Annotated in this window: 14 protein-coding genes; 9 read left to right on the top strand and 5 right to left on the bottom strand. The window is 66.4% G+C overall.

Translation table 11 applies throughout. From position 1 onward, the window contains the following. Positions 1 to 143: 143 nt before the first annotated feature. The 4 genes from LG3211_RS03335 to LG3211_RS03320 all read right to left on the bottom strand — a co-directional run bounded on the left by LG3211_RS03335 (position 144) and on the right by LG3211_RS03320 (position 6273). Complete coding sequence (locus LG3211_RS03335) at positions 144 to 860, bottom strand: hypothetical protein (RefSeq protein WP_148648725.1); 717 nt, start codon at positions 858 to 860, stop codon at positions 144 to 146. Continuing rightward, complete coding sequence (locus LG3211_RS03330; protein WP_148648724.1) at positions 857 to 2671, bottom strand: hypothetical protein; 1815 nt, start codon at positions 2669 to 2671, stop codon at positions 857 to 859. The genes LG3211_RS03335 and LG3211_RS03330 overlap by 4 nt, the downstream gene beginning before the upstream one ends. Positions 2672 to 2674: 3 nt before the next feature. Further along, on the bottom strand, positions 2675 to 5134 hold the full coding sequence (locus tag LG3211_RS03325) for a hypothetical protein (protein ID WP_057941583.1): 2460 nt from the start codon (positions 5132 to 5134) through the stop codon (positions 2675 to 2677). Between the two features lie 278 nt (positions 5135 to 5412). After that, positions 5413 to 6273, bottom strand: a complete 861-nt coding sequence (locus LG3211_RS03320) for an NmrA family NAD(P)-binding protein (RefSeq protein WP_057945242.1) — start codon at positions 6271 to 6273, stop codon at positions 5413 to 5415. A gap of 1414 nt (positions 6274 to 7687) precedes the next feature. Between LG3211_RS03320 and LG3211_RS03310 the strand changes: the two genes are divergently transcribed. After that, positions 7688 to 8829 (top strand): IS3 family transposase gene (locus tag LG3211_RS03310; protein ID WP_148648703.1). Its coding sequence is split into 2 segments (ribosomal slippage): positions 7688 to 7925 and positions 7925 to 8829, totalling 1143 coding nucleotides; the frame shifts between segments, so codons are not numbered across the junction. A gap of 432 nt (positions 8830 to 9261) precedes the next feature. Here the strand turns inward: LG3211_RS03310 and glmS are convergent. Continuing rightward, positions 9262 to 11094, bottom strand: coding sequence for a glutamine--fructose-6-phosphate transaminase (isomerizing) (glmS, locus tag LG3211_RS03305; protein ID WP_057941582.1), 1833 nt, complete (start codon positions 11092 to 11094; stop codon positions 9262 to 9264). 189 nt (positions 11095 to 11283) lie between these two features. Here glmS and LG3211_RS03300 point away from each other — a divergent pair, with 189 nt between their 5' ends. The 8 genes from LG3211_RS03300 to LG3211_RS03265 all read left to right on the top strand — a co-directional run bounded on the left by LG3211_RS03300 (position 11284) and on the right by LG3211_RS03265 (position 20273). Then, positions 11284 to 12567, top strand: a complete 1284-nt coding sequence (locus tag LG3211_RS03300; protein WP_057941581.1) for an efflux RND transporter periplasmic adaptor subunit — start codon at positions 11284 to 11286, stop codon at positions 12565 to 12567. A gap of 2 nt (positions 12568 to 12569) precedes the next feature. Next, positions 12570 to 12785 carry a hypothetical protein gene (locus LG3211_RS03295; RefSeq protein WP_148648723.1) on the top strand — a complete coding sequence of 72 codons (216 nt, stop codon included), beginning with the start codon at positions 12570 to 12572 and terminating at the stop codon, positions 12783 to 12785. A gap of 144 nt (positions 12786 to 12929) precedes the next feature. Beyond that, on the top strand, positions 12930 to 13145 hold the full coding sequence (locus LG3211_RS03290) for a hypothetical protein (RefSeq protein WP_057941579.1): 216 nt from the start codon (positions 12930 to 12932) through the stop codon (positions 13143 to 13145). A gap of 192 nt (positions 13146 to 13337) precedes the next feature. Then, a complete protein-coding gene (locus LG3211_RS03285; RefSeq protein ID WP_057941578.1) occupies positions 13338 to 14072 on the top strand; it encodes an ABC transporter ATP-binding protein in 735 nt (244 codons plus the stop codon). A 10-nt stretch (positions 14073 to 14082) separates the two neighbouring features. Further along, a complete protein-coding gene (locus LG3211_RS03280; RefSeq protein ID WP_057941577.1) occupies positions 14083 to 15408 on the top strand; it encodes an ABC transporter permease in 1326 nt (441 codons plus the stop codon). Positions 15409 to 15416: 8 nt separating this feature from the next. Continuing rightward, positions 15417 to 16643: an ABC transporter permease gene (locus LG3211_RS03275; protein ID WP_057941576.1), complete on the top strand. Its 1227-nt coding sequence runs from the start codon at positions 15417 to 15419 to the stop codon at positions 16641 to 16643. Between the two features lie 252 nt (positions 16644 to 16895). After that, positions 16896 to 18767: a DUF885 domain-containing protein gene (locus tag LG3211_RS03270; RefSeq protein ID WP_083512281.1), complete on the top strand. Its 1872-nt coding sequence runs from the start codon at positions 16896 to 16898 to the stop codon at positions 18765 to 18767. 144 nt (positions 18768 to 18911) lie between these two features. Further along, positions 18912 to 20273, top strand: coding sequence for a sigma-54-dependent transcriptional regulator (locus LG3211_RS03265; protein ID WP_057941575.1), 1362 nt, complete (start codon positions 18912 to 18914; stop codon positions 20271 to 20273). Positions 20274 to 20275 lie beyond the last annotated feature (2 nt).

The raw sequence follows: 20275 nt of genomic DNA, 5'->3' as shown, positions 1-20275 counted from the left end.
GCCGCGGGCGCACCATCGCGCCGTTTCGATCGCTGTCGCGGCCGCGCGTTGCGTTTGCTCAGCAACGTCGCGGTGGCGAAGCGGTCAACGCCGTCGGCGGGCCCATCGTCCGTCGCAGGCGGTGTAACGTTTGCCGCTGTTGCTCAAGGCTTCGGCAGCCCCCAATCCGCGGCATCGGCCGAATACGTTCGTGTTTGCGGTTCGTGATACCCCGACAGCGCCTCCACGCTGCCTTCGCTGCGCAAGCTCGCGCTCGCGCTGGCTTCGCCTTCGGCGTCGCGCAGCGATACGTCCACGTTCACCGACTCGCTGCTCTGGCTCGAGCGGGTCGTGCGCGTGGCGATCGCTTCGGTCGCCGCGTAACGCAGTTCCAGCCAGCCGTGCTCGCCGTTCAAGGCCTTGCGCACTTTCTCGGCCTGGGCCTGGTCCAGCATCAGATTGAACGCGGCGTGGTAAGGCGGCACGCCCGAGGAGCGGGCCTTGGCCAACTCCACGTAATGGCCCTGGCCGTCGCCGAGCATCAAGCGCACCTCGCCGATCTCGATCGGCGCCGGCGACAGGCTCAACTGCGCGACCGGCACCTGCGCGCGCGCCGCCAGTTCGGCGCGCACCGCGTCGAGCGTCGCCGACGGCACGCCCCACATCGCGGTCAGCGCCAGCATCGTCACCGGGCCGGCGCCGATCAGGGTGAACTGGGCGCGGCCGTCGGCCGACAGCGCCAGTTGCGGCGCGCGCGGGCGGTACAGCCAGCTCGTCGGCCCGTCGCCGCGCGCGACCAGCACGCCCTGGATCTGCTCGAATCCCGATGGCGTATCGGCGTTTGATGCCGCCTTGCCGCCGCTGTCCTTGTCCATGTTCATGCTCCTGCTCCGATCCTGGCGGTGGCGGCCTGGCTGCTGCGCAAACGCAGCGGCGTTTCCGGTTGCAGCACCGCAGACCACGGCGACTGCGCGTCCCAACGCCAGCGATAGCCGCCGCGGAACGGCGACAGCGACAGCCAGCTCCAGCGGGCCTGCGGCGAATGGCGGGTGAATTTCACTTGCCTGCGTTTTCCGGCATCGTCGATGCCGTCTTCCGGCGCGATCTCGATCGTGCGCAGGTTCGCGCCATCGTCGAACTCGCAGCTCAGCTCCAACTCGCGCGATCCGCTGCCGTCGAAGCTGAAAGCATCCAGGCGCAGACTGTCGGCCTCCACCGCCGGCATCGACCGGCGCGCGCCGTCGCTCTTGGCCCGCGCGGTGGCGCGGATCGCCGCGCCTTCGACATCGAAGGGAACCGCGAAGGCCAGATCCGGCGCGACGTCGCTCAAGCTCGCGCGTGCCGACCACGGCTTGCCCTTGCGGGTGCCGACGCATTCGACCTCGATATCGGCCTGGGCGAGAAACACCGGTTCGGCTTCCACCGGAATCAGGCGCAGGCCGAAATCGTCCGGACCGATCAGCAGATGTTCGCGATCGGATTTGCGCGGCGGGCCCTTGATCTGTTCGGCGCGTCCGTCGCTGAGCACGATCGCGGTGGTCTGCCACTGATACGACAGCGCCTCGCTCGGCGACAGGCGCAGATCGATCGCGATCGGACGATCCGCCGCGGTCAGCGGCGCGCTGGTCTTGATCGTGAACATGCGCGCCGGCGGCTTGGCCGGCAACTGCAATTCCACCTGCGCCGAAACCACGCCGACGCGTCGGTCGGGCAGATTGGTCCGCACCGTCACGCTGCGCCAGCCGCTGGCCAGCGCGCGCACATCGTGGCGGCGCACCACCGCGTCGTACAGGTCGGCCGCGGCCATCGTGCGCAGCGGGCCGAGCGGATCGGCTTCGATCGCGATCAAGCGCGGCGCCAATTGCGGCTCGGCCAGATTCCACTGCACCCGGCCCGGCGCCATCGCCGCTTCGTCGAACACCAGCCGCACGCCGGTCGGCGCGTCCGGCGTCGAGGGTTGCGGACTGGCGTAACGCGCGGCGATGCGGTCGATGACGGCGTCGGCCAAAGGTTGTTTCAATATGTCGCCGGAACTGGCGGGCAGTCCCAGGCCCAGCGTCTGCGGCGCGTCGATCAAACGCTGGCGCAGCAGCGCGTGATCGATCGATGCCGCGCCGCCGGTGAGCGCGCGGATCGCGGCCAGCAAAGCGGCCGGATCGAAACTCATGCTCAGCGGCAGGCGATCGGCGACGCCGCGCACGCGCAGCCACGCCTGGGCGCCGACCGCGAGCAGGCCGCGCTGCAGCGCCGACACGAACAGATCGGTCGCCGCGCTGTCCAGGCGCGCGGCCAGATTCAGCGCGCCCAGGCTGGCCGCATCCAGCGGCAGCAATTCGCCCAGCGCCGGCGGCAGGTTCAAGGCCTGCACCGCGCTCAGGCGCAGCCAACCGCCTTCCACCGGCAGCGGCGACAGGTCCACGCGCTGGCCGGCATCGAACGCGGCCTGGCGCGCCTGCGCCAAGGCGAACTCGGCGGCGAAGCCCAGCGACAGGATCGAATAACGTTCAAGCCCGGCGCTGCCGCGGTCCTGCTGGACGATGTCCAGGCGCAGCGGCGATTCGCCGTCGCCGGCCTGGGCGGCCAGCAACACCGGCGGCAGGCGGAATTTTCCCGGCTGATCGAACGCGGCATAGGCCACGCGTTCGCCGATCAGCATCGGTTGGCGCCAGTCGGGGCGGGAGGCGAAGGACATGGCTCAGACCGCCGTCACGAACAGCACGCCGCTGTCGTCGCGACGCCACTGCGGCGGCGGCGATTTCTGCCCGGACTTGTAGATCACGGTCTGGCGGTACTCGTAGAAACCCTCGCTGTCCTTGCGCAACAGGATGTCCATCAACGGCACCGGCACGTCGATGTCCTGGCTCAGGTTGGCCGCGCCGAGCACCACGCGGCGGTTGCCGCGGAACTCGACCACGATGTTGAGGATCTCGCCGCCGGCCTGGCCGGTGGCGTTGTTGAGCAACACCTCCGGCGCGGTCATCACCGTCACCGGGCGCACCGTTTCCTGGTCGATGGAATCGTCCAGGGTGTACTTGAGGATGGCCTCGCCGTCGGGAATGCTGCGCACCGAGGCAGTGTTGAAGATCGCATCGGCCGGCAAGGTGCCGCTCAGCGGCGCGGTCGGCTGCACGGTGAAGCTCAGGCTTTGATCGGGCGCGACTTCGACCGGCTGGCTCAGGTCCAGCCCTTCGATGCGGCCGGTCACCAGGCCTTCGCCGCGGGTGATCCAGGTCGGCAACTGGGTGATGCGCAGCTTGCTTTCGGTGGCGTTGAGCAGTTTCACCGCCACCGCGCCGGTCTGCGGGTCCGGGGTTTCGATCGACTGGAACAACTCGCCTTCCATGTCGGCGAAGTTGAGCTTGACCGGCACCATCACGTTCTCGTTGACGCCGCTGGCGACCACCACGTTGCCTTGCAGCAGGTTGGAATTGGTCGTGGCCATGAGGACGCCGAACACGTCCTGGAAATCCTTGAACTCGAAACGCTCGTTGACGGTGAAGCCGTTGTCCCAATCGATGGTGGCCGGCACGGTTTCCGAGCGCACCGCGCCGTTGCGCAGCAGCGCCATCTGCAGGGTCGAGCTGGCGCGCAGCAGGCGCAGTTCGAATTCGCGATTGGGATTGTCCGCGCTGGCCGGCACTTTGTCGGCCAGTTCGCGGCGCGCGGCGAGCAGACGCTCGCCGTCGGTGACCGGGCGCACTTCGCAGGTCATATCGACCATCACCTGCTCGGCGTTCTCGCCCTGATCGACCTGGAACACCAGCGACGGCGCGTGCGGCGCTTCGCTGCGGCGCGCCAGCTTGAACGCGTCGGGCAGGTGGTAGATGCGGCTGGGGTCGCTGAGATCCTGGAAATAGGGATGACTGCGGCCGGTGCCGGTGGGATAGCGCAACGAGTGCACCACCCAGCGCGCCGGCGACGCCGAACCGCCGCTGCCGGCCGGATAGAGGTAGGGATGCAGTTGCGGCTCGAAGAACAGCGCGACCGCCCAGTCCTGCAATTGATTGGAAACGTCGTAGCGCTGTTCCGGCGCGGGCGGCGGCGGTTCGGGGTCCGGTTGCGGCTGCGGACGCGGGAACGGCATCGGACGCGGCCTGGGAAACGGCTTGCGCGGCCAGACTTCGTCGCCGGCGATGATCGACTCGCCGCCGCCCGGCCGCAGCGCCGCCGGCGCCATGCGCAGGCCCGATGCCAGACCGGGCTTGACGATCGCCGCGCGCGCGACCGGCGCTTCTGCTCTGGGCATCGCCATCGCCATCTCGGCCATCGGCGCACGCGCCAACTGCATCTGGCCCTTGATCATCATCAGCTGGCGCTTGGGCGCGTCCGGCGATGCGGTCGCCGGCAGCGGCACGGCCACGGTATAGCCGCGCGACACGATCAGCTTGCACTGCGCATCGGCGGACATGAAGGCGCGCAACAGGCCGTCGCGCTCGGCCAGGCTCAAGTGCAGCATCACCACGCAGCCGCCGCGCGGGTCTTCGACGATCTCGCCGGCCGGCAGGCGTTGTTCGATCGCGGTGCCGGGCACGCGGTAAGCGATCACCGCGCTGCGATTGACGCTGAGCATCTGCGCGCTGCGCGCGGCATCGGCGATCTCCGGCGCGGGAAAGGTTTCCAGCGCCAGACTCACCGCCCACAAGCCGTCCTGGCCGGACGCGGTCTTGACCTCGTACTGGCCGTTGGCGTTGCGCAAGCGATAGCGCGGCAACCAGTAGCGTTGCTGCGGATTGCGCGGATCTTCGAACAGGCAACGGTCGTCCGGCGTCTGATTGGGGCTGATCGGATGCGGCGACTCGGCGCGGCCGAAGCCGGCGCCGGTCTTGATCGGAAACAGGTCCGGGCGCAGGTCGTTCAAGCGCGGACGCAGGGTGCGGCCTTCCAGCTGCGCGACGATCGCCGGTTGCGCGCGCAGGATCGCCGGGTTCATCCGCACCGCGCCCGGCATCAGCACCGGCGAGGCCTTGATCGCGGCGAGATCGGCGATCGCCGGAGCCGGCGCGGCGACCGCGATGGGCGCTGCCGTCACCGCCGGCGCGACGACGGCCGGCGGCGCGGCGATCACCACGCCGGGCACCTTGATCGCGGCCGCGGCGGGCGCCGGGCGAATGCCGGCGACGATCTGATTGATATTGAGCAAGCGTCCGAGCGGCATGCGTCTCTCCCTGTATTCAGCGCGGCGCGCTGTAAGACGCGTCGCCGCGGCGCCGCATCATTCCTTTGGTCGATCGGTCGCGCTGCAAGGCGCCGATCACCCCCGATTAAACGAGGGTGCCGTGCGGCCCAGGACATTTCACGGATGAAACACTTTTGCCGGCGCGGGGGCAGCGCGGTCTGAATGCGATTTCGGCGGCCGCGGGCGGCCTGCGGTTACGATGCCGCGGCGATCGGCGGCGTCTGCGCTGAGCGAATCCGACGGTGTCGCCCGCCCGCTCAAACGCGCCCGGCGAGGGCGTCGATGTATTCGCGCAAGGTGATCTCGCCGCGTATCGGATCGTTGGCCGGTTCATAGCGCTTGTCGGCGGTCAGCGCGGTCATCTGCGCATACGAGCGCGCGCCCGGCTCGGAGAAACCCATCTCGCGGAAGCCCTCCACCCAGCGATCGCGCGGCACGACTTCGACCGCGACTTCGCGACCCAGCGCACTGGCGAAACACACGGCCACATCCGCCGGCGAGTAGGCGCGCGGCCCTTCGACGTGGTGCAGCACTTGTTCGTCCGCGTCTTGCATCAACAGATCGGCCCCGGCGCGGCCCAGATCGCGCGGCGCCACCATCGGCAGGCGGAAATCGGCGGGATAGAAGCTGCGCACCTTGCCTTGCTCGCGCGCGCTTTCAAGCGACGCGTCCCAGTTGCTCATGTAGTAGGCGGCGCGGATCACGCTGTAGGCGATGGACTGCGCTTTGAGCGCCTGTTCCATGTCGTAGAGAATGCCCAGATCGCCACAGCGATCGCACTGCTGCGCGCCGTAGGTGGACTCGGCGACCACCTTCTCCAGGCCCGAGCCTTCGATCGCCGTCAGGATCGAACGCAGATTGGCCTTCTCGACCGCATCGGTGTCGGTGTCCGGCGCGGCCGGCGGATTGAGCAGGAACAAGCGCCGGCCCTGCTTCAGCACCTCGCGCAAGGCGCCTGTGTCGTTGACATCGACGACGGCGAAGTTCGCACCGCGCGCTTCCCAGCGCTCGAGCTCGGCGGTGCGATGCGATACCACCGTCACCGCCTCGCCGCGTTCCAGCAAAGTCTCGGCCACCGCCGAGCCCACGTGTCCAGTACCGCCCAGAATGATGTGCATGACCGCATCCCGCATTGCCGTGATTGCGGTCCAGGCTAGGCGAGCGGCGGTAAGCGCCGGGCCACGGCGGTGTGAAGAGAACGTAGCCCGGGCGCCGGATTCTGCCCTCGATTCCGCTTCGCGATGATGGAAGCGGCGCCCCGAAAGGCGTCGTTTTCTAATCGAAGGGTTTCGCGAGCGCCGATGGCGATTCGTGAAGTCAATAAATGAAGTCTGTTCACAACGCCCCACCAAGATCCGCTGCCTTGGCATCTTATGAAAATTGGGAAGTCTGTCCAAAAAGTATCTGGTACAGATTTTCGACAGCCAGAATAAAGTCTGTTCACTCGGACATTGGAGTTACCACGATTTCGTAGACACCTGCTCGGCGGGCCTGGACGGCACAGGGAAATATAGAGACACTTCCGACCCATGATTGCTGAGGCCTTCATTCTCATAGCGCGCGGCCTGACCGCTTTTCATCGCGGACGCGATTGCGGGCGAATTGGGCGGCGCGCAGAGACATCAGCCCAAGTCAAATGTTAACTTCGTAACAGCTTCCGTGAGCGTTGTCGTAAGTGCAATTGCGTTTTTTTTAATCACACGGTTCAAGCAGCAGAACCGAATCGTTGCGTCAGGTCGCAGAAGCGAACGCCGCTCGAACAATAGAGCCGAATCATTGCGCCGCGTCGCAGAAGCGAATGCATTGTCTGCATAAAGATCACGCTCTGTTGCCGGCATCGCCTTCGGCACTCGTTTTCTTCCCAGTTCGTTGGATCGGCCCTCGGCGCTGATGAAGCGTCGCCGCGATTTCCCGGCTTCAATGAATACATGACTGGGCTCTTCGCGTTGGGGCACTACACGGCGACCGATCATATCGCCGCCGCTGTCGCAACCACGGGCGCCGCGTCAAAACCACTCATGCGGGGATATGAGCGATGCGCATAATATTCCGGCGGTATACCTCGTACCCGCGTCCCCAGAGTCGCGGAAGTTCCGGCGGCCGCTTGAAGCCTCGGCTTCGGCGATGTGTGTATGGCCTGCAAGGATCATCCGCGTATCACTCGCGCTCCGTATCCGCAAATCCCGTGCTATGCACCGTATCGCGGGTCAGCGATAGGTGGAAATTACGGAGGCCTGCCAGCCCGACACGCCTTCGATCCTGTTCGAGTTGCCGGTGGACGCCGGCCAAGTCGTCGCCCTCAATCCGAGGGTGAACCATTTGTAACAACAGGGAACCGTTATGATGTTTCCGGATGGTTCGATAGAACGCTTTGGATTGCTCGCCGATAGCTATCGGCACTGGAGCGGCGAGGCGCTGGTCAAAGCCCCTGCCAGACGGGTGGACGCGGCCCGTTGGGCCTACCGCGAGTGAATCGCCCAGGGTTTCGTAGACATCTCGCAGCCATAAACTATGGCTTAAGTGGAGGTGGTTATGAGCGCGAAGCGATACACCGATGAGTTCAAGATCGAAGCGGTCCGTCAGATCGTGGAGTACGGGCGGCCGGTGGCCGAAGTAGCCGAGCGCCTGGGCGTGTCGGTGCACAGCCTGTACGGCTGGCGGCGTCAGCAAGGCAAAAGCGATGTGGTTCGTCGTGTGGAAAAAGATCAGAACGCGGACGTGCGACGCCTGAAGGCAGAACTTCGGCGCGTGACTGAAGAACGAGACATCCTAAAAAAAGCCGCCGCGTACTTTGCCAAGGGGTAAAGGTGAAGTACGCCTTCATGAAGCAGCACGCCGACGAGTTCGGCCTGGCCGCAATGTGCCGTGTCTTGGGCATAAACCGCAGCGGTTACTACGCTTGGCTTCACGCGCCGGCCAGTGCGCGTGCACGCGACGACCAACGTCTGTTGGGATTGATCAAGCACAGTTGGTTGGAAAGCGGCTCGATCTACGGCCATCGCAAGATCACCACGGACCTGCGCGAGTTGGGTGAAACGTGCAGCAAACACCGCGTTGCGCGTTTGATGAAGCAAGAAGGGCTGCGCGCCATGGTGGGCTACGGCCGGCGGCCGCGGCCGTTGAGCGGGCCGATCGGCGCCGTCGCCAACAACGTGCTGGCGCGTGAGTTCACAGCGCAAGAACCCAATCGGGCCTGGGTGACCGACATCACCTACATTCGCACCCACGAAGGCTTCTTGTACTTGGCCGTCGTGCTCGATCTGTTCTCCCGCAGGATCGTGGGCTGGGCCACGCGTCCAACGCAGCACTCCGATCTGGTGCTGCAGGCGCTGCTAGCGGCGGTGTGGCGACGCAAGCCCGCGCCTGGTTTGCTCTTGCACTCGGATCAAGGCAGTCAGTTCACGAGCGAAGACTGGCAGAGCTTTTTGAAGGCCCACGGCATCGTGTGCAGCATGAGCCGACGCGGTAACTGTCACGACAACGCCGCGATGGAAAGCTTCTTCCAGTTGCTCAAGCGCGAACGGGTTAAGCAACGGATCTACCATACCCATGACAAAGCACGAGGCGATGTGTTCGATTACATCGAGCTGTTCTACAACCCCAAACGACGGCACAGTTCCAACAATGGCCTGTCCCCGATAGAGTTTGAAAGGCGGTACGCACTAAACGGCTGACGACTGTCTACAAAAACCTGGGCGATTCACCACGCCCTCGCTCCGCATCTCGATTTGCAACCGGCGACTTGCTGCAATCCCCAGTCGAGGACGCGTTTGCGTAAACGGATGTTGACGGCTCCCGATCGCTCTATCGCGTCGCGCCAGGCGCCATCGACCGCTCCACCCGAGCAGGTCGCGGCAGAAGCTTTGATATCGCCGCCGTCGTCGTCCCGATCAGCAAACCAAATCGGCAAGTACGCCCGCATGAGCGCACGTCGGTGAAACAGCTAGCGCGAGCGAGCGCCAAGGCAGGCGCGCACTGCGTTGTGTCGCACATGCAGCGCTGTCGCGCAGGCGCGCGGGTTTGTCCCCGTCGCGCGGCAAGAGCAGGTAATAGCTGCCGCCGCAGGCGCGAATGCTAGTTGCGCCTCCCGCTCACTACGCCGCCGCTTACTCGACCGTAACCGCCTTGGCCAGATTGCGCGGCTTATCGACATCGGTCCCGCGCGCCAGCGCCGCGTGATACGCCAGCAACTGCACCGGAATCGCATGCACCACCGGCGACAGCACGCCGACGTGACGCGGCGTGCGGATCACGTGCACCGCCTCGGATTCGCCGAAGTGGCTGTCCAGGTCGGCGAACACGAACATCTCGCCGCCGCGCGCGCGCACTTCCTGGATATTGGATTTCACCTTCTCCAGCAGGCTGTCCTTCGGTGCGATCACCACCACCGGCATGTCCGCGTCCACCAGCGCCAGCGGGCCGTGCTTCAGCTCGCCCGCCGGGTACGCCTCGGCGTGGATGTAGGAGATTTCCTTGAGCTTGAGCGCGCCTTCCAGCGCGATCGGGTAATGCACGCCGCGGCCCAGAAACAGCGCATGCTGCTTCGGTGCGAAACGATCGGCCCAGCCGATGATCTGCGGTTCCAAGTTCAGCGCGTGCTGCACGCTGCCGGGCAGATGGCGCAGCGCATCGACGAACTCGGCTTCCTGCTCCGCGCTCAGCTTGCCGTTCAACTTCGCCAGCGTCGCGGTCAGCGTGAACAACGCGACCAATTGTGTGGTGAACGCCTTGGTTGATGCCACGCCGATCTCGGCGCCGGCGCGGGTGTAATACACCAGCTTGCTCGCGCGCGGGATCGCGCTCTCGGGCACGTTGCAGATCGACAAGGTCTTGTCGTGGCCCAGCGACTTGGCGTACTTCAGCGCCTCCATCGTATCCAGGGTTTCGCCGGACTGCGAAATCGTCACGATCAGCTGCTTCGGATTCGCCACCGCGGCGCGGTAGCGGTATTCGCTCGCGATCTCGACCTGGCACGGCAGGCCGGCGATGGCTTCGATCCAGTAACGCGCGGTCAGGCCGGCGTAGTAGCTGGTGCCGCAGGCCAGGATCTGCACGCCCTCGACACCCGCGAACACCGATTCGGCCTGCGCGCCGAACAGTTCCGCCGAGAACCCGCCGTTGTCCATCACCGCTTCGATGGTGTCGGCGATGGCGCGCGGCTGTTCGTGAATTTCTTTCTGCATGAAGTGGCGGTACGGGCCCAGTTCCAGCGAGGCCAGCGACACGTCCGACACATGCACTTCGCGCTCGATCGCCGCGCCGGTCTGGTCGAACACGCGCACCTGGGCGCGGCTGACTTCGGCGGTGTCGCCTTCTTCCAGGAAGATCACCCGGCGCGTGGCTTGCAGGATCGCCGACACGTCGCTGGCGACGAAGTTCTCGCCCTCGCCCAGGCCGATCAGCAGCGGGCAGCCCATGCGCGCGGCGATCAAGCGGCCGGGTTCGTTCTTGCTGACCACAGCGATCGCATAAGCACCGATCAGTTCGCTGACCGCCGCCTGCACCGCGGCGAGCAGATCCAGTCCATGCTTCTGGTGGAAGTGCACCAGGTGCGCGATGACCTCGGTGTCGGTCTGCGATTCGAAGGTGTAACCGGCCGCGCGCAGGCGCTCGCGCTGCTCGTCGTGGTTTTCGATGATGCCGTTATGCACCACCGCCAGTTCGCCGAAGCTGATGTGCGGGTGGGCATTGGCTTCGGTGACGCCGCCGTGGGTGGCCCAACGTGTGTGGCCGATGCCGATCTGGGCGTGGAAGTCTTCCGCTTGCGCGGCATTCTCCATTTCGCTGACGCGGCCGGTGCGGCGCACGCGGCGCAGCTGCGCGCCGTCGAATACGGCGATGCCGGCCGAGTCGTAGCCGCGGTATTCCAAACGCTTGAGCCCATCGATCAGGACCGGTACTACATCGCGATCCGCAATCGCGCCGACGATTCCGCACATGCTGGGGGCAACTCCTTCGATGGACCGCGCCATTGTATCCGCCGGCCATCCCGGCCATGTCCGCGCGGACACGGTGTCCGTCCGGACGGACACCCGGACACCGCTGCCCGCCCTTTAAATTCAATTACTTGCAGTTGGCACGGGTTGTGCTTGGGTTAAGGGCAAAGCCCCTTCACCGAGTTCGAGCCGATGAGCATCCGCGACACCTCCGCGCAAGACCACCGCCTCGCCGATGCCGGCGTGCACGGCCGCCGCCGCCGGCAATGGGCGCTCGGCGCCGGTGCCGGCGTGCTGGCCCTGGGCGCCGGCGCGTGGTTGTTGTCCGGTTGGAGCGCCAGCGGTGTGTCGGTTTCGGCCGAGCGCCTGCGCATCGCCGAGGTCAAGCGCGGCGATCTGATCCGCGACATCGCCGCCGACGGCCGCGTCATCGCCGCCAACAGCCCGGTGCTGTACGCCATCGCCGGCGGTTCGGTCGATCTGAAGGTCGTCGCCGGCGACGTGGTGCGCAAGGGCCAGGTGCTGGCCGAGATCGACAGCCCGGAACTGCGCAGCAAACTGGCGCAGGAACAGGCCACCCTGGCCAGCCTGGAAGCCGAAGCCAGCCGCGCCGAACTCGACGGCGAACTGGCCCGCTCCACCGCTCAGAAGGAACTGGATCAGGCGCAGATCGACCGCGTCGCCGCACAGCGCGACCTGGAACGCTATCAGCGCGCCTTCGAAGGCGGCGCGGTGGCCAAGGTCGATGTCGTCAAGGCTCAGGACGATCTGCAGAAGGCCGACATCGGCCTGAACCATGCGCGCGAGGACATCGGCCGCCAGGGCCGCAGCGCCAACCTGGACGCACGCAACAAGCGCCTGCTGGCCGATCGCCAGCGCGCGATCGCCACCGAAGCGCAGCGTCAGGTCGAAGCGCTGACCCTGCGCGCGCCGTTCGACGGCCAGGTCGGCCAGGTCCAGGTCGCCCAGCGCGCCAACGTCGCGATCAACGATCCGGTGCTGAGCGTGGTCGATCTGAGCGTGTTCGAAGTCGAGATCAAGGTGCCGGAGAGTTTCGCCCGCGATCTGGCCATCGGCATTCCGGCGCAGATCACCAACGGCAACGGCGAACCCTTCGCCGCGCAGATCTCGGCGGTGTCGCCGGAAGTGGTCAACGGCGAAGTGGTCAGCCGTCTGCGCTTCAAGGACAAGCAGCCGCCGGGCCTGCGCCAGAGCCAGCGCCTGAGCGCGCGCATCGTGCTCGACACCCGTCGCGACACGCTGATCGTCGAACGCGGACCGTTCCTGGAACAGTCCGGCGGCACCAGCGCCTACGTCGTCAACAACGGCATCGCCACGCGTCGCCCGATCCGCACCGGCGCCAGCAGCCTGAGCAATGTGCAAATCCTCGAAGGCCTGCAGCCGGGAGACCGCATCGTCGTCTCCGGCAGCGACCAGTTCGCCAACGCCCAAACCGCCCGTATCTCTGGAGAATGATCATGAACACTGCCGACAACGCCTACGACTTCGCCCCGCAGTGGAACGCCCAGCAGCTGGCCGACGCGGTCCCGCTGCGCCTGCATCAGCTGATCGATTTCGATCAGGCCCGCGATGCCGACAACACCCGTAGCGCCAACAGCGAAGCGGTGCGCCGCAATTCCCGTCTGGGCCGCTACCTGACCGCCTGCGCGCTGCCGATGTTCGCGGTTCGCTAAGTGATCCGCGCGACCCGCAGGCCCGCTGCCGCCTGAGCTCGTCATTCCCGCGCAAACGGGTTCCGCTTTCGCGGGAATGACGAGCCAGGCGCAGAACGCTCGCCCCACCCACATTCGAACCGCCCTTATCTACCGAGAACGATCATGAACGCTGCCAACAACGCCTATGACTTCGCCCCGCAGTGGAACGCCCAGCAGCTGGCCGACGCGGTCCCGCTGCGCCTGCATCAGCTGATCGATTTCGATCAAGCCCGCGATGCCGGCAACGGCCGCAGTGCCAACAACGAAGCGGCGCGCCGCAATTCCCGTCTGGGCCGTTACCTGACCGCTTGCGCGCTGCCGATGTTTGCGGTTCGCTGAGTGATCGATTCGACCATGCGCTTCCCGCTTCTGCTTTAGCTCGTCATCCCCGCGAAGGCGGGGATCCAGCGACTTACCCAGGCAGAACTTTGAAGTCGCTGGATTTCCGCCTTCGCGGGAATGACGAGCAAAAAACAACGCAGCCTCGACGAATCCGAATAAATTCACCATTCCCCGCAAGGAAACTCTCCAATGCTCGACATGCGCCAGGTCACCAAGGTCTATCGCACCGAACTCGTCGAAACCCATGCCCTGCGCTCGCTGGATCTGCACGTGCGCACCGGCGAGTTCGTCGCGGTGACCGGGCCGTCGGGCTCGGGCAAGACCACCTTCCTCAACATCGCCGGCCTGCTGGAAACCTTCAGCGGCGGCGAATACAAGCTCGACGGCGAGGACGTCAGCGGCCTGTCCGACGACGCCCGCTCGCGTCTGCGCAACCAGAAGATCGGCTTCATCTTCCAAAGCTTCAACCTGATTCCCGACCTCAACCTGTTCGACAACTGCGACGTGCCGCTGCGCTACCGGCGCATGCCCGCGGCCGAACGCAAGCAGCGCATCGAACAGGCGCTGACCCAGGTCGGCCTGGGCTCGCGCATGCGCCACTACCCGACCGAGCTGTCCGGCGGCCAGCAGCAGCGCGCCGCGATCGCGCGCGCCCTGGCCGGTTCGCCGCGCCTGCTGCTGGCCGACGAACCCACCGGCAACCTCGACTCGCAGATGGCCCGTGGGGTGATGGAGCTGCTCGAAGAGATCAACGCCCAGGGCACCACCATCATCATGGTCACCCACGATCCGGAACTGGCCGCGCGCGCGCAGCGCAACGTGCACATCGTCGATGGCATGGCGACCGATTTCCGCGCCGAGCCCAGTCTGATCCGCGCGCCGATGTCGGCCGAGCCCGCGGCCGCCGACACCACCACCGCCTGAGGTCGCGAACATGTCCGGCAACAGCCAGTTCGCCTATTACGTCCAACTCGCCTTGCGCAGCTTCAAGCGCAACATGGTGCTGACCACCTTGATGGTGTTGGCCATCGCGCTCGGCATCGGCGCGGCCATGACCACGCTGACCGTGTTCTACGTGCTCTCCGGAGATCCGCTGCCGGGCAAGAGCCAGCACTTGTTTTATCCGCGCTTCGATCCGCGGCCGGCGAACACCTACACCCCCGGCGACAAGCCGCACGAGTTGGTCACCCGCTTCGATGCCGAAACCTTGTTGCGCGAAAAGCGCGCCGACCGGCAGGCCATGATGACCAGCGGCAGCGTCGCCATCGAGCCGCGCCGCGACGGTTTGCCGCCGTTCCGCCAGGACACGCGCTTCACCTCGGCGGATTTCTTCCCGATGTTCGAGGTGCCGATGCAGTACGGCCGCGCCTGGACCGCCGAAGAAGACGCCGGCCGCGCGCGTGTGGCGGTGATCGGTCCGGATCTGAACATGAAATTGTTCGGCGGCGGCGACAACGTCGGCAAGTCGCTGTGGCTGGACAAGACCGAGTTCCGCATCATCGGCGTGACCAGGCAGTGGAATCCGCAGCCGACGTTCTACGACCTCAGCATCACGCGCGGCTTCGGCGAGCCGGAAAAACTGTTCCTGCCGTTCTCGACCACGCGCGATCTGAAGATGACCGCGCAAGGCACCATCGATTGCTGGGGTTCGGGCGACGATGCCGAAGGCAGCCGCGGCCTCAACGCCAAGTGCGCCTGGATACAGTACTGGGTCGAGCTGCGCACGCCGGAGAAAGTCGCCGACTACCGCCGTTACCTCAGCAACTACGCCGCCCAGCAACGCAGCGCCGGCCGCTTCGAGCGTCCGGGCGAACCCGGGCTCGACAGCGTGATGCAATGGCTGGACTACAAGGGGGTGGTGCCGAGCGACGTGCGCCTGCAAGTGTGGCTGGCGTTCGGCTTCCTGCTGGTATGCCTGCTCAACACCGTCGGTTTGCTGCTGGCCAAGTTCCTGCGCCGCTCGGGCGAAATCGGCGTGCGCCGCGCGCTCGGCGCGACCCGGCGCGCGATCTTCGCCCAGTGTCTGGTCGAAGCCGGCACGGTCGGTCTGGCAGGTGGATTGCTCGGGCTGGGGTTGGCGCAGTTCGGCTTGTGGGCGGTGCGCCAGCAACCGGTGAACTACGCCTCGCTGGCCCATCTCGATCCGACCATGTTGTTCACCACCTTCGTCCTCGCCGTCGTCGCGAGCGTGCTGGCCGGGCTGCTGCCCGCCTGGCGCGCCTGCCAGGTGACGCCCGCGATCCAGCTCAAGAGTCAGTGAGGCCGCCCATGGACATTCTTCCCATCCTGACCACGTTGCGCCGGCACAAGACCGCCGCCGCGCTGATCGTGTTCGAGGTCGCGCTGACCTGCGCGATCATCTGCAACGCCGTGTTCCTGATCCAGAGCCGCATCGCGCGCATGCAGCGGCCCAGCGGCATGGTCGAGAACGAACTGCTGCGCATCGAGATCAACGGCATCAACGAAAAAGGCGACAGCTCCGCGCTCACCCGCTCCGACCTGGCGATGCTGCGCGGTCTGCCCGGCGTCAAGGCCGTGACTGTCTCCAATCAGGTGCGCTACGGCGATTCGTCGTGGAATACCGGCGTGCGCCTGACCGCCGAACAGAAGTTGCCGACGGCCAATGCCTCCAACTACATGGCCGATGCGCAATTCGTCGAGACCCTGGGCCTGAAGTTGGTGGCCGGGCGCAACTTCAAGCCCGATGAAGTCATCAACTTCGATGAGTTCAACAAGCCCGACGCGAAGAGCTCCATTCCCGCGACGATCATCAGCCGCGCCCTGGCCGAGCAGCTGTTCCCCGGGCAGGACCCGATCGGGAAGAACGTCTATACCTGGGGCGACGATCCGATCCCGGTGGTCGGCGTGGTCGAGCACCTGCTGCGCCCGAACGAGAGCAACGGCCTAAGCACCGCCGGCAATTCGATGATCTACCCGTTCGAGATGAGCTACAACAACGGTCTGTATCTGCTGCGCGTGGATCCCGAACGCCGCCAGGAAATATTCAAGGCCGCCAGCCAGGCCCTGTCCAGGAACGGACCGCTGCGCATACTCAGCGAGAAGAACGACACCATCGAACACATGAGCGACAAGTACAAGCAGACCGACCGATCGATGGTCTGGCTGCTCAGCGCGGTGTGCATCGCCCTGCTGATCGTGACCGCGCTGGGCATCGTCGGCCTGGCCAGCTTCTGGGTCCAGCAACGCACCAAGCAGATCGGCGTGCGGCGCGCGCTCGGCGCGACCCGCGGGCAGATCCTGCGCTACTTCCAGACCGAGAACTTCCTGCTGACCAGCATCGGCATCGTCCTGGGCATGGCGCTGGCGTTCGCGATCAATCTGGCGCTGATGAAGTATTACGAACTGCCGCGGCTGCCGGCCGTGTACCTGCCGATGGGCGCGCTGTGCCTGTGGCTGCTGGGCCAGTTCGCGGTGTACGGGCCGGCGCGCCGCGCCGCGATGGTGCCGCCGGCGCTGGCGACGCGTTCGGCCTGATCGGACGCGCTCGCGGCCGGGCCCCGACCCGGTCGCGGGCGGCGTTCGCCGCGGCCGCATCGCGGTTACATCTCACATCGCCGCTCGCGCGCCTGTCCCAAAAGTCAGCTGCTGGCGCCGCGCGGATTCAGGCAAGCTGCGCCACCGATGCCGCCTTCGCCGTATCTGTTTACTTGCCCCCTGTCCGGACGACCGGACGGGATCGGGACGACGCGACCGGCTTCGTCCCCGACCGACACTACGGAGATCACCATGAGCCCTTCGTTCCCGCATCGCGCCCCTGCCCGCATCGCCGTTCTGTCCGCGGCGCTGATCGGCGCGGCCTGTTTGTCGGCCGCGCACGCGGCGAAGCCGTCCGCGGCCGCGCCCGCCGCCGTCGCGGCCAGCGCCAAGGACGGCGCCACCGATGTCGCTACTCGCCTGAAAGCCTTCAACGCGCTGGTGGACGAGCAGTGGGAAGGCTTGATGCGCGAGCTGCCCGAGCAGGCCAGCTTCTTCGGCGACTACCGTTACAACGATGCCTGGAGCGATTTCTCGCTGGCCGGCGCACAGCGCCACAACGAGGCCACGCGCGCGCTGCTGGCGCGCTTCAAGGCCGTGGACACGCGCGGTTTCCCGGAAAGCGATCTGCTCAATCACCGGCTGATGGTGCGCTGGCTGGAGAACGATCTGCAGGGCTACGCACTCAAGATCCATGAAATGCCGCTGGACCAGTTCAACGGCACGCACCTGATCCTGACCATCATGGTCAAGGCCTTCCCGTTCAACGACACCCAGCAGTACGACGACTACCTCAAGCGTCTGCGCGAGATTCCGCGCATCCTCGATCAGGTCACGCAAGTCGCGCGGCAGGGCGCCAAGGACGGGCTGATGCAGCCGCACTACCTGCTCGACAAGGTCGCCGCGCAGTGCAACGGCATCGCCGACGCCGCCGGCGAGGACAACGTGTTCGCCGCCTCGCTGAAGAAATTCCCCGACAGCGTGCCGGCGGCCGAGCGCGAACGTCTGCGCAAGCAGATCCTGGAGGCGGTCGATCAGCAGGTGCGTCCGGCCTATCGCCAGCTGGCCGAGTTCGTCAGCAAGGAATACGCGCCGCAAGGCCGCGAGCAGTACGGCGTGTGGTCGCTGCCCGGCGGCGAAGGCCTGTACCGCTATGCGATCGAGCAGTTCACCACCTCCTCGACCTCGCCCGAGAAGATTCACCAGCTGGGCCTGAGCGAAGTGACCCGGATCGAGAAAGAGCAGACTCGCATCGCGAAGACGCTGGGCTACGCCGACCTGAAGTCCATGCGCGAGGCCGTCGCCGCCGATCCCAAACGCCATGCGACCTCGCGCGAGCAGATTCTCGATCTGTATCGCGAGTATCTGGCGAAGATGGAAACCAAGCTGCCGGAACTGTTCGCCACCCTGCCGACCACCCAGGTGCAGGTGCAGTCGGTGGAAGCCTGGCGCGAGAAGGAAGCCTCGGCCGCGCAGTACATGGCCGGCACGCCGGACGGCAAGCGGCCGGGCCTGATCACGGTCAACACCGGCGAACCCGAAAAGCGCCTGCTGACCACCATCGAGGCGGTCGCCTATCACGAAGGCGTGCCCGGCCATCACCTGCAATTGTCGATGTCGCGCGCGCTGCCGGAGCTGCCGAAATTCCGCACCCTGCTCGGCCAGACCGCTTTCATCGAAGGCTGGGGCCTGTATTCGGAAGACCTGGGGAAGGAAGTCGGGTTCTACCAGGACCCGTACAGCGATTTCGGCCGGCTCTCGCAGGAACTGATCCGCGCCAATCGTCTGGTGCTCGACACCGGCGTCCACTACAAGCGCTGGACCCGCGAGCAGATGGTGCAGTGGATGCGCGATCACTCGGACATGGAAGAACCCAATATCCAGGCCGAGGCCGATCGCTACATCGCCTGGCCCGGCCAAGCCCTGGCGTACAAGATGGGTCAGCTGAAAATCCGCGAGCTGCGCGCGCGGGCGCAGGCCAAGCTGGGCAAGCGCTTCGACCGCCGCGTCTTCCACGACCAGATCCTCGGCGGCGGCGCCTTGCCGCTGCGCGAGCTGGAAACGCGGATCGATGCGTGGATCGCGGCGACCCAGCGCGGCGCCGCGGCCAAGGCCGCGAAGTAAGCGCACCGTGAGCGCGCGAGGCCTGTTTGCCCATCGCGACGGGCGTCGCCGCCGCGCCGGCGATTCGCCGCCCCGCTTCGCCGCTGGCATACTCGGCACGGCGCAATCGCGGGCATTGCGCTCTTTCATCACAACGGAACTCTGATGCGCACGGTCCTGGTCATCGACGACAACCCGGCGGTCGGCACCGCGCTGGATCTTCTGTTCGGTTTGCGCGAGATCCAGGTGGTCACCGCGCAATCGCCCGAGGAAGGCCTGGAGCGGCTCGCCGGCGAGGACATCGGCCTGGTGCTGCAGGACATGAACTTCACCGCCGACACCACCTCCGGCGAAGAAGGCGTGGGGCTGTTCCGCGCGATCCGCGCGCGCTATCCGGACCTGCCGATCATTCTGCTGACCGCGTGGACGCACCTGGACATCGCGGTGGATCTGGCCAAGGCCGGCGCCGCCGATTACCTGGCCAAGCCCTGGGACGATCAGAAGCTGCTCGCCAGCGTCGAGAACCTGCTCGAACTGAGCAACAGCACGCGCGAAGTCTCGCGCTTGCACGAACAACGCCGCCGCGCTCATCGCGAACTGGAAGCGCGCTACGACCTGCGCGGCCTGGTGTTCGGCTCCGAGCCGCTGGCGCGGGTGATCGAGTTGGCCTGCCATGTCGCCCGCGCCGACGTGCCGGTGCTGATCACCGGGCCCAACGGCGCCGGCAAGGAAAAGATCGCCGAGATCGTCCAGGCCAACTCCGCGGTCAAGGCCGGCCCGTTCGTGACCTTGAACTGCGGCGCGCTGCCCACCGAACTGATCGAAGCGGAACTATTCGGCGCGGATGCCGGCGCCTACACCGGCGCCAACAAGATGCGCGAGGGCAAGTTCGAAGCCGCCGACGGCGGCACCTTGTTTCTGGACGAAATCGGCAACCTGCCACCGGCCGGACAGATGAAACTGCTGCGCGTGCTGGAAACCGGCCGCTTCGAGCGTCTGGGTTCCAATCGCGAACGTCAGGTCAAGGTGCGGGTGATCAGCGCGACCAATGCCGATCTGCCGGCGATGATCCGCGACGGCCGCTTTCGCGAAGACCTTTATTACCGCCTCAACACCATCCAGATCGATCTGCCGCCGCTGGCCGACCGCCGCGACGACGTGTTGCCGCTGGCGCGCTTCTTCCTGCGCGACAACCCGCTGGCCGCCGGCAAGCGCCTGGGCGAAGACGCCGAGCGCGCGCTGCTGGCCCATCACTGGCCCGGCAACGTGCGCGAGCTGCGCAACACTTTGCAACGCGCGGCGTTGCTGGCGCGCGGCGACAGCATCGGCGCGGCCGATCTCGGCCTGCCGGCGGCGCCCGCGCCGACGGCCGCGGCCGGCAACGGCGGCGACGAACTCGACCGCGCCAGCATCGAAGCCGCGCTCGAACGCGCCGGCGGCGTGCTGGCCCAGGCCGCGAGCGAGTTGGGGCTGTCGCGCCAGGCGCTGTACCGTCGCCTGGAACGGCTCGGCATCAAGCGCGACTGAGG

This window comes from Lysobacter gummosus, from assembly GCF_001442805.1.
GTDB lineage: Bacteria > Pseudomonadota > Gammaproteobacteria > Xanthomonadales > Xanthomonadaceae > Lysobacter > Lysobacter gummosus.
This window is presented reverse-complemented; position numbering and strand designations above follow the sequence as displayed.